The 8609-nt window shown below is 63.3% G+C and carries 11 protein-coding genes; 6 read left to right on the top strand and 5 right to left on the bottom strand.

What is annotated here, in order from left to right; translation table 11 throughout:
- The first annotated feature begins 62 nt into the window (after positions 1 to 62).
- Together M0R89_RS23335 and M0R89_RS18300 are read left to right on the top strand one after the other, a co-directional pair.
- Positions 63 to 197, top strand: a complete 135-nt coding sequence (locus tag M0R89_RS23335) for a DUF7128 family protein (RefSeq protein WP_256478424.1) — start codon at positions 63 to 65, stop codon at positions 195 to 197.
- A 201-nt stretch (positions 198 to 398) separates the two neighbouring features.
- Entirely contained in the window at positions 399 to 866 is a 468-nt protein-coding gene (locus M0R89_RS18300; RefSeq protein ID WP_248650513.1) for a GNAT family N-acetyltransferase, read from the top strand.
- A 108-nt stretch (positions 867 to 974) separates the two neighbouring features.
- Here M0R89_RS18300 and M0R89_RS18295 read toward each other — a convergent pair whose 3' ends face one another.
- Both M0R89_RS18295 and M0R89_RS18290 read right to left on the bottom strand, forming a co-directional pair.
- Positions 975 to 1220 carry a DUF7508 domain-containing protein gene (locus M0R89_RS18295; RefSeq protein ID WP_248650512.1) on the bottom strand — a complete coding sequence of 82 codons (246 nt, stop codon included), beginning with the start codon at positions 1218 to 1220 and terminating at the stop codon, positions 975 to 977.
- Between the two features lies 1 nt (position 1221).
- Positions 1222 to 1650 (bottom strand): DUF5796 family protein, encoded by a 429-nt coding sequence (locus M0R89_RS18290; RefSeq protein ID WP_248650511.1) that lies wholly within the window; start codon positions 1648 to 1650, stop codon positions 1222 to 1224.
- Positions 1651 to 1752: 102 nt separating this feature from the next.
- Between M0R89_RS18290 and M0R89_RS18285 the strand changes: the two genes are divergently transcribed.
- Both M0R89_RS18285 and M0R89_RS18280 read left to right on the top strand, forming a co-directional pair.
- Positions 1753 to 2628, top strand: a complete 876-nt coding sequence (locus M0R89_RS18285; protein WP_248650510.1) for a shikimate kinase — start codon at positions 1753 to 1755, stop codon at positions 2626 to 2628.
- Complete coding sequence (locus M0R89_RS18280; RefSeq protein ID WP_368408846.1) at positions 2586 to 2891, top strand: chorismate mutase; 306 nt, start codon at positions 2586 to 2588, stop codon at positions 2889 to 2891. Before M0R89_RS18285 ends, M0R89_RS18280 begins: the two co-directional genes overlap by 43 nt.
- A 65-nt stretch (positions 2892 to 2956) precedes the next feature.
- Here M0R89_RS18280 and M0R89_RS18275 read toward each other — a convergent pair whose 3' ends face one another.
- Complete coding sequence (locus M0R89_RS18275; RefSeq protein ID WP_248650509.1) at positions 2957 to 5386, bottom strand: DUF2309 domain-containing protein; 2430 nt, start codon at positions 5384 to 5386, stop codon at positions 2957 to 2959.
- On the bottom strand, positions 5376 to 6860 hold the full coding sequence (locus M0R89_RS18270; protein WP_248650508.1) for a proton-conducting transporter transmembrane domain-containing protein: 1485 nt from the start codon (positions 6858 to 6860) through the stop codon (positions 5376 to 5378). The genes M0R89_RS18275 and M0R89_RS18270 overlap by 11 nt, the downstream gene beginning before the upstream one ends.
- Before the next feature lie 174 nt (positions 6861 to 7034).
- On the opposite strand from M0R89_RS18270, the gene M0R89_RS18265 reads away from it, so the two are divergent.
- A complete protein-coding gene (locus tag M0R89_RS18265; RefSeq protein ID WP_248650507.1) occupies positions 7035 to 7277 on the top strand; it encodes a hypothetical protein in 243 nt (80 codons plus the stop codon).
- Positions 7278 to 7460: 183 nt separating this feature from the next.
- Here the strand turns inward: M0R89_RS18265 and M0R89_RS18260 are convergent, their stop codons facing one another.
- On the bottom strand, positions 7461 to 7943 hold the full coding sequence (locus M0R89_RS18260; protein WP_248650506.1) for an Lrp/AsnC family transcriptional regulator: 483 nt from the start codon (positions 7941 to 7943) through the stop codon (positions 7461 to 7463).
- A gap of 422 nt (positions 7944 to 8365) precedes the next feature.
- Between M0R89_RS18260 and M0R89_RS18255 the strand changes: the two genes are divergently transcribed.
- Positions 8366 to 8599, top strand: a complete 234-nt coding sequence (locus M0R89_RS18255; RefSeq protein ID WP_248650505.1) for a hypothetical protein — start codon at positions 8366 to 8368, stop codon at positions 8597 to 8599.
- The last annotated feature ends 10 nt before the right edge of the window (positions 8600 to 8609 follow it).

Below are 8609 nucleotides of genomic sequence, written 5' to 3'. Positions count from 1 at the left end.
TCGGAGGCCGGTGGACCCCCGTCGGGGCAAACGATTTACTTTCGTCGGGTGTATCTACGAACATGGTCGTCACAACCGAGCGAGACGAGATGACGTGGTACAAGTGCGAGGGGTGCGGGATGATGTTCGACGACGAGGACGACGCCAAGCAACACGAGGCGAACTGCGACCACGAGGACCCCTCGTACATCCAGTAGTCCGGCGTCTCGACTTCGGGACGGTCGATGGGTCGAGAGTGACTTGCAAGATACAGCGCGCGTGTCCGTCACACTCCGTGCCCAACTTTGTCCAGATGGAGAGAAGCCATCTCCTGTTTCAGCGGGCCTCGCATGTAGGGGAGTGACAGAACCTATCACGCCAGATATAGTTTTAAAGGAGAGGCGCTCGGGAGTCGTAGTATGGAACTCGTCGAAGCCACCCTCGACGACCTCGATGCGCTCGTCGACCGCTGGTACGCCCTCGCAAGTGCGATGGAGGAGTACTCCGACCTGAACGAACTCGTCTACGCGGACGTCCACGAGGTTTCGGACGATGGCTTCCGCGCTCTCCTCGACGACGAGAACACTTCCATCTATCTCGTCGTCCACGACAGCGAGACGATCGGCTATCTCACACTCCGCGAGGGCCACCACCCGTCGCGGCAGTACTCGCAGTACCTCCGCATCGTTGACCTCGCCATCGACGAAGACCACCGGAATCAGGGCCACGGCACGGAAGTCGTCGAGCGTGTGAAAGAACTGGCCCGCGAGCGGGGGTGCGACCACCTCAAGGTCTCCTGTGAGTGGCGGAACGAGGACGCGCGCCGGTTCTACCGTGACACGGGTTTCCGTCCGAAACAAGTCGACTACGCACAGCCATTAGAATGAGCGGTCGCTGTCCAGTCGTGTGTTCCGCACTGTGGAAGGCACAAACTCACGATGCCTGACGAGTGGTCGAACGACGCTCGCGGGAGATTCGACCCGCGCCGTCCGGCACTACAACCCGGCGCGCTCACGGTGTTCGTCGGCCAACTCCCGCGCCTCGGCCTCCGTCTGGCAGGTCTCCCAGCGAACCTCGTCGCCCGACCCGTAGGCCAGCGCGTCCTTGAGTTCGTCGCGGAGGACGCCCCACCCGACTTCGAGGACCGCGCCGTCCTCGCCGAGTTCGTAGACGCCGTACTGCTCGGGCGCGGACCCGACCGTCTGCCGGTTCAGCGTCCGCCAGCGTTTCGGGAGCGGCATCTCAGTCCTCGTTGACCAGTTCGTAGGACCGCTCGCCGAGTTCGTCCTCCTCGAAGACGAACACCCGGCCGCGAGCGACCTCCGGGTCGGCCTCGACCTCGATGGCGTAGCCGTCAACGCGCACCGTGACGCCGGGGAACAGCTCCTCTTCCTCGTCCTTACCGAGCATCACTCGACCCACGCCGGTCGATTCGAGGATGTCGTCGTGGGTGTTGCGGTCGTTGACGTACATCAGCACGCCCTCGGTCTCGGTCGGGTCCGTCACGAGAATCTGGACGAGTTTGCCGGGTTGGGTCCGGAGGGTGCCCGACTTCTTCTCCGGGACCCCGCGGTAGTAGGCCTCCCGGCCGTCGGTGTACTCCACGACGATGCCGTCCTCGCCCAACTCGACGCCGAGCGTGTCGGGGGCCACGTCGTTGCGTGCGCTCATGTCCGGATTTTCGTCGGGGTCGGGGAAAAGGGGTGCGTTTCGGCGACAACCCCGATTGCACCAACCACCAGCGTCATTACGACCCGCGAGAGAGTCCCGGGCATGGACGGCCGAGCATCGGCACCCGCGGCGGGCACCGTACTCAACGCCCTCGCCTGCGGAACGGGGTCGGCGTTCGCCATCGACGCCGAGACGACCGCGACGGTCGAACTCGACTCCTCGGGGTCGTTCGACGCGGAAATCGCCGACGCGCCCGACGCCGACACGACGCTGATAGAGCGGTGCGTCGAGTTGGTCGTCGCAGAGTACTCTGCGGAGGCCGGTGACGAGGCCGCCGAAATCTCCGGCGGCCGCGTCCGCACCGAGAGCGAAGTCCCGATGGCGGCCGGACTCAAGAGTTCCAGCGCCGCCGCGAACGCCACCGTGTTGGCCGCGCTCGACGCGCTGGGAGTCGCCGACGAGGTGGCCCGCGAGGACGCCTGCCGACTCGGCGTGCGGGCGGCCCGCGACGCGGGCGTGACCGTGACCGGCGCGTTCGACGACGCGAGCGCGAGCATGCTCGGCGGTGTCACCGTCACCGACAACGAGAGCGACGAACTGCTCGCTCGCGAACCCGTGACGTGGGACGTGGCGGTCTGGACGCCGCCGGAGCAGGCCTACAGCGCGGACGCCGACGTGGCCCGGTGCCGGCGCGTCGCGCCGGTCGCCGAAGTCGTCGCGGACCTCGCGCTCGACGGTCGGTACGGCGAGGCGATGACGGTCAACGGCTTCGCGTTCGCGGCGGCGCTCGGATTCTCGGCCGACCCGATGCTAGAGGCCCTGCCCGACGTGCGGGGCGTCTCGCTGTCGGGCACCGGACCGAGTTTCGTCGCGGTCGGCGATACGGCGGCGGTCGAACAGGTACGCGAACACTGGAGCGAACGAGAGGGTACGACATGGCTGACGACGACACAGAACGACGGCGCCCGGACGAGATGAACCTCGCGGAACTCCGCGAGGAGATAGAGAGCATCGACCAGGAAATCGTGGAACTCATCGCCCGACGGACCTACGTGGCCGAGACGGTCGCGCAGGTCAAGGCCGAGCGAGAGATGCCGACGACCGACGAGGACCAAGAGCAGCGCGTGATGGACCGCGCGGGCGAGAACGCCGAACAGTTCGACGTGGACGCGAACTTGGTGAAGGCGATTTTCAGGCTGTTGATAGAACTGAACAAGGTCGAACAGCGGGAGAAACGGTAGCCAAAAATTCGGCTTCGTGGGGACCACGACCCTTGTGGGTTTGTCTCGATTTATAGGGTCCCGACTTAATCAGCCACACTTCCCGAAACCGTCTGGACGGGTGGCTCGGTAGAGGACCGCTCCGGTTGGATTAGCTCCCATTCCATGGTCTCCTGATAGTGGAGCGGTGCGTTGTCCTGTTCGGGATCGATTACTGTCAGTTGTATCCAGCCGTTGTCGAGGAGTTGCACGAGCTGTTCGTGCTGACGGAGAATCTCTGTAACCCGGTCGACAGGTGCGTGAATCAGTGCAGTCAAACGCAACGGCTGGTGGTGTGGCTGGTCTGCGTCGGCGTAGAGCGACTGGAGCGGAAGTCCGGTCATCAGGTCGCCGCCGTTCCCTTGGAACACACCGACGTTGCCGACGGGGTTCTGCGTCACTTTCGAGCCACTTCCGTAGACGGCGTTATCGACCGTGGCGAAGTAGTACTGGTTGTTGATCCACTGCGTGACCACGAGCGGCCCAGTCATGATGGCCTCCAGTGCCTCGCCCTCCGAATCGGTACGCCAGTCGTAGGAGTGGAGGAACGTACGACCGTCGAGGGTTTCGTCCTCCGTCAACTCGCGCGGGCCGATAACGAACGAGGCGTTGCCGGCCAGTCCCCACTCGGGGCGCGTCTCCGCCCAGTCGGCGGCCCGACGCTGCGTTTCGCGAACGCTATCGGCAGTCTCGTCCGCCATCGATTCCGTCCGCTCCGCCGTCGCGCGAGTCTGCGCCTGCGTGAGGTCCTCACGCAACTGTTCGAGGTCTTCCCGGTGACTCTCGGGCACCTCGCTGTCGAACAGGGTGATTTCGTCGGTCGTCGTGTTGTGTTCTGCGGCGAGGAACGCGGTGTCTTCGGGGATGTCGAACCCGCGTTCGCGCAGTTCGGCCTTGACGGCTTCGTCGTTGCAGATGGCCGCGAGGACGCGAGCGTTCGGGCCGCCGGGGTTGCCGGCACAGGCGCCGCAGTCCAGACTCGAATCGAACGGGTTGTTGGTCGTCTGGCTGGTGTGGCCGGTGAACACGACGAGTCGGGCGAACTCCTCCCAGCCCATCAGTTCGAAGGCGGTCTGGGCGTACTCGACTTTCTCCTCCAACGAGAGCCCTTCCCGGAGGGAGTGGACGGCGTCCGGGTTGTAATCGACCGACGGCTCACAGAACTCGTGTTCGTCGGGCGTGCGGTCGGTGTCGTGAAGTGCGTCGTAGACGCGAGCGGGTAGGAGCGTCCGAGCAGTCAGCGCGACGCCGTACCCTGGCCCGGCGTTCTCGACGAAGCTGAACGCCGCCGCCGTGTTGGCCTTGAGGGCTTTGAGCACTTTCCTCCCTGCATCCAGAGCGCCCTGCCAGCGGTCGTAGCGCTCCCGTGTGGCGTCCGCTCTCCTCGCAGGCCGATCAGTGATACGGTGCTGGGCGTCGACGATCGGCGGACAGGCATCGACAGACACGTCCGCGTCGTACGCCTGATAGCGCATCGGGACACCGAAGAACCCCGCGTAGCCGTGGGTTTCGTACGGGCCGACTGCCTCGATGTGGCGGCGGATAATCTCCGAGCGCGTGTCGATACAGAACACGAGCTGTGCGGCCGGACGAGCGGATTCGTCCGCAGTAGTGGTCTCCCGGTTAGGTTGTGACACCGCCTCCAGCAGCCGGTCACGGTGGCTCTTTTCCCACGCGGTCAGCCATATCTCCGGCAGCGGAACCTCGTCGTTCTCGACCGATTCGGTGTCGTGTTCGTTCGGCTGGATAGGGGCATCGAGGAAATCCGCGAGGAGCAGACGGACCGCGAGATACTCGGTCAGCGAGATGGGATAGCTCGACTGCCACGCGTCGGCGTCGTCGCTGGTCCGCTGTTTGATGAAGCCGGTCCAGCCGGGGAGGGCGGCGAGTTGTTGCTCGAAGATCGTCTCCCACTCTCCCTGTGGATAGTCCGCCAGAACGTCTTCCAGCGCCGCTATCGGGGTTTCCGGAAGGTCGGACGGACCGTCACAGCCGGGAACATCGCCATCGTAGGGAGCCACCGCACGCCAGGCCGCGTAGAACCCGTCTTCGCGGTCGGGCATCGGCCACTTGGCGTTCCCCTGGTCGAGGAAGGCGGCGAGCCACTTCGAGAGGACGCGGTCGACCTCCTCCGTGTTGGAGTCGGTCTCAGAGGGAGAGGCGGACTCGGTCGTCTCCATCTCGTCCAACAACGTCTCCGGGTTCTCGTCGAAGCCGTGGGCTTCTAGCTCGGCGGAAAGCACCTCTCGTTCGATTTGGCCGTTCTCCCAAGCCTGTCTGAAGACGGAGGGATGTGGATAACCCCTACCGCCGAACAGCTGTTCGGCCTCGGCGACCGCCTCGTGGAACGGCCGGTCTTCGAAGCCGGACAGCGGATTGGCCGTGACGAACGAGTGGAGCGGCCAGACCGAGCCGACTTTCTCGGCCGCGCGTTCGATACTGTTCGCGAAGTGGGTTTGCTCGTTTTCAAGCGTCATCGTAGTCCTCCTTGGTGGTCAACACCGTTTCCGGGACCGGCTGTGAGAGGTTCAGCAACGCGACGTAGAGGCGCTTGCTGGACCGGTGCCAGCCGAGTTCGACCGCGAGATACGAACCGACGAAGAGGGCGCCGATGGCGAGGTGGACGACCGTCAGTTCGGTCGGCGCGTGGGTCATCGGAACGTCCGCCAGCACCGCCGAGACGGCGTTGAATAGGAGCCCATAGACGGCGATGGGTACGGCGACGACGAGTGGGAGACCGACGAGTTTGAACTTCGCGGGGAGCTGTGACCGCTTGAGTACGTCACGGGTCGCGTGGAGTGTCGTCAGAACCACCACGAGCGCCAGGAAAGCGCCGGAATCCAGTTTCGCCCCTTTGCCAGTGATTGCGACGAAGAGCGCGCCGCCACCGATTGCGGCGCCTAGACTGACGACGAGACCCGGCAGGCCCAAGTCGGTACGAGTGGTTCCCGTCGGAGATTTTTGCTCGACAGTGGCGCCGGAGGAGAGGAACAGGTACGCCTTGTAGAAACCGTGCAGGACGAGGTGGGTGATGGCGGCGGCGAAGAACCCGAGTCCACACTGGAGAATCATGAAGCCCATCTGGGCGACGGTGGAGGCTCCGAGCTTCCGCTTGATGTCGGGCCGGACGAGCAACAGCGCCTGTCCGAGCAGGGCGCTAGCCGCGCCGACGACGACGAGCAGCGACATAGCAACCGAGACGTCGGCGAAAACCGGCGCGAAGCGAGTCAGCAGGATGCCACCGGCGTTGACGAATCCGGCGTGCATCAGGGCGGACGCCGGGGTCGGTGCCGTCATCGACGACAGCAGCCAGTTATGAAACGGGAGCAGTGCCGACTGAACCATCGCCGTGAGGAAGAGCCCCCCGATAGCGAGCCAAGCGAGCCCAGCGGGGAGGCTCCCTGTCTGAGCGACGATACTGGAGATAGAGCTCGTTCCCGTCGTCCAAGCGAGGAGCGCGAGGGTTCCACCGAGCAAGCCGCTGCTTGCGACGAAGTAGCGGCGGGCGAGCGAGCCAGCGGCCCGCGCCTGCTCCCAGCCGCGAACGTGTCCGATGAGCGACGCCATCGCCAGCCCCATTCCCAGCCACGCCGCGGCGAACAGCACGACGTGGTCAGCCGCGGCCATGGCCATGACCGTGAGCGTGAAAGCGAACGTCAGACCGAAGAACTGGTCGACGCGGGCGTCACCGGCCATGTAGCGGCGAGAGTAGGAGTGGACGATACCACTGAAGAAGGTGACGACGGTCCACACGACCATCGTCAGCCCGTCTACGACGACGTAGCCCGAGAGGTGCCACTCGTTGCCACCCCAGACCGAAACCGCGACCGTCGCCAGACTGAGCAAAAAGAGCGCCCAGACACCCGCCGTCGTCGCTCGCGACACCACCGAGGATGACGGCGTCGTCTCTAGGAGTTGTACTGAGCCATTCGAGTGTGATTGTCCAGTCATCGTTCGTATCTCCTAACTGCCAGCACAGGTCATCAGGCCACCCGGGCCCGGAGTCACTGCAACGAGCTGGCCGATTCTATACTCTTGTACGAACAGATTGGTTATTATATTCTTCGGCTTTACCATATCGTTCTAAGCACGAAACTGTATTAACAGGATGGTAGATAATGATGGATGGAGATAGATTTCGTTTCTGGTGACGCCGAGGGAGTGCGATTAGTTTCGGACGCTAGCCGCGGCTACGTTACGTCCCTCGGGAACACGCGACCGGAGGGTCTCGACGTCTTGCTCGCCGTTCAGACTGACGAGGTAAGGTGTGTCAGGAAACTCTCCGTAGACCCCGTCATCGTCGTGGACGTATCCCACAATCGTCGCTGTGACCGATTCGCTCTGGACGAGAAACTCGACCTGCCGTGAATGGAGATATCGAACAAAACGTTCGGGACGGTTAGTATCCACCTCTCGTAAGTGATGGTCGTGGAACTCGAAGGGCCGATTATCGCCGTGGAAGGTCGTTCTGATTGCCGTAATCGTTCGTCGTGCTGGCGCCCGGGCCGTGAAGCGCGTAGTCCTGTAGTCCTGAGACGAACTCGCGGAGGTTTACTCGTCGCTCGGATTCGACTGTGAGGTGAGGTCGTCGAAGGGTGTCGTCTCGTGACTGCGGACGAGCACTTCGTCGGCGACAGTCAGGCCCATCTCGAGGAGTTCCTGCGCGACGGGCGTGATGTCGTCGTCGCTTTCACCGACAGCTGTCACGAGCAAGTTCTTCTCGCCGGTGACGAGTTCTTGGACGGAAACGACTCCCGGAATCTCGAGAATGTCGTCGATGAGTTCGCCACGTTCCGGAATCGGTGCGGTACAGTACAGGAGCATCCGGAGTGGGTATCCCGATTTCTGGTAATCCACGTCGGCGCTGTAGCCCTTGATGACGCCCTCGGACTCCAGGCGCTGGATGCGCTTTCGGACTGTACTCGACGACGCTTCAGTGCGGTCGGCAATCTCGGAGGACGAGAAGTTTCGAGCCTCCTCCTGCAGTGCGTAGAGGATTTCACGATCGATATCGTCGAGCTCGTACTCGGTCATGCTTCCTGCTTGCTCTCGGTGATATAAGGAGCTTCGGCTGGTGACACCGTCTCCAACCGCCGACGATGCCGGACGAGTCGGCAGACGATCGGTGGCCGCGACGACTCGTTTTTCGGCAAAACCGACTGCGACGGGTTCTCCACGTGCCGAGGCCCGTCCGATGCTCGCCGGTTGACTCACGCCCTCGTACACTGTACAATCTTCCGTTCGAACCCCGGAGGCAACGATGTGAGAACCGTCGAAAGAGTCCGTGCCACCGCGGCGTTCGATTGCTTGCTACCGAGCGAAAAATACGTCGTGCAAGTCGCTCACCTCCGTCCGGCGGACTCCTTCGACGACAGCCGACAGATGGTGTAATAATTCATAACAATGGCCACAATGGGTTTGTGAGGGGCAATAGAATCTGTCGCTGAGGGGTATTCATGGACCGTCGGACATTCCTCGGGTTAGGGGGAACGACTGCGTTCGGCGCGTTGGGCGGTAACTACTTCCCGGACGTCCCCGTGGAGTTTCGTCAAGCGGACGACGGCCAAACAGGAGTGGACCTCCGGGTGCAGCAAGAACCGGGGAAGACTGTCAACTGGGTCCTCCCCGGCAAGCGCCAAATCAGCGAGTACGTGTTCGGTACGCCCGACTATCCGATCAACACGGGCTGACACTGGGTCA

Source organism: Halorussus limi, from assembly GCF_023238205.1.
In the GTDB taxonomy this organism is placed as follows: Archaea; Halobacteriota; Halobacteria; order Halobacteriales; family Haladaptataceae; genus Halorussus; species Halorussus limi.
This window is presented reverse-complemented; position numbering and strand designations above follow the sequence as displayed.

What these genes read in the sequence shown, in the direction of transcription:
- M0R89_RS23335 (WP_256478424.1), top strand. Translation starts at nt 63, where the DNA reads ATGGTCGTCACAACCGAGCGAGACGAGATGACGTGGTACAAGTGCGAG.
- M0R89_RS18300 (WP_248650513.1), top strand. Translation starts at nt 399, where the DNA reads ATGGAACTCGTCGAAGCCACCCTCGACGACCTCGATGCGCTCGTCGAC.
- M0R89_RS18295 (WP_248650512.1), bottom strand. Translation starts at nt 1,220, where the DNA reads ATGCCGCTCCCGAAACGCTGGCGGACGCTGAACCGGCAGACGGTCGGG.
- M0R89_RS18290 (WP_248650511.1), bottom strand. Translation starts at nt 1,650, where the DNA reads ATGAGCGCACGCAACGACGTGGCCCCCGACACGCTCGGCGTCGAGTTG.
- M0R89_RS18285 (WP_248650510.1), top strand. Translation starts at nt 1,753, where the DNA reads ATGGACGGCCGAGCATCGGCACCCGCGGCGGGCACCGTACTCAACGCC.
- M0R89_RS18280 (WP_368408846.1), top strand. Translation starts at nt 2,586, where the DNA reads ATGGCTGACGACGACACAGAACGACGGCGCCCGGACGAGATGAACCTC.
- M0R89_RS18275 (WP_248650509.1), bottom strand. Translation starts at nt 5,386, where the DNA reads ATGACGCTTGAAAACGAGCAAACCCACTTCGCGAACAGTATCGAACGC.
- M0R89_RS18270 (WP_248650508.1), bottom strand. Translation starts at nt 6,860, where the DNA reads ATGACTGGACAATCACACTCGAATGGCTCAGTACAACTCCTAGAGACG.
- M0R89_RS18265 (WP_248650507.1), top strand. Translation starts at nt 7,035, where the DNA reads ATGGAGATAGATTTCGTTTCTGGTGACGCCGAGGGAGTGCGATTAGTT.
- M0R89_RS18260 (WP_248650506.1), bottom strand. Translation starts at nt 7,943, where the DNA reads ATGACCGAGTACGAGCTCGACGATATCGATCGTGAAATCCTCTACGCA.
- M0R89_RS18255 (WP_248650505.1), top strand. Translation starts at nt 8,366, where the DNA reads ATGGACCGTCGGACATTCCTCGGGTTAGGGGGAACGACTGCGTTCGGC.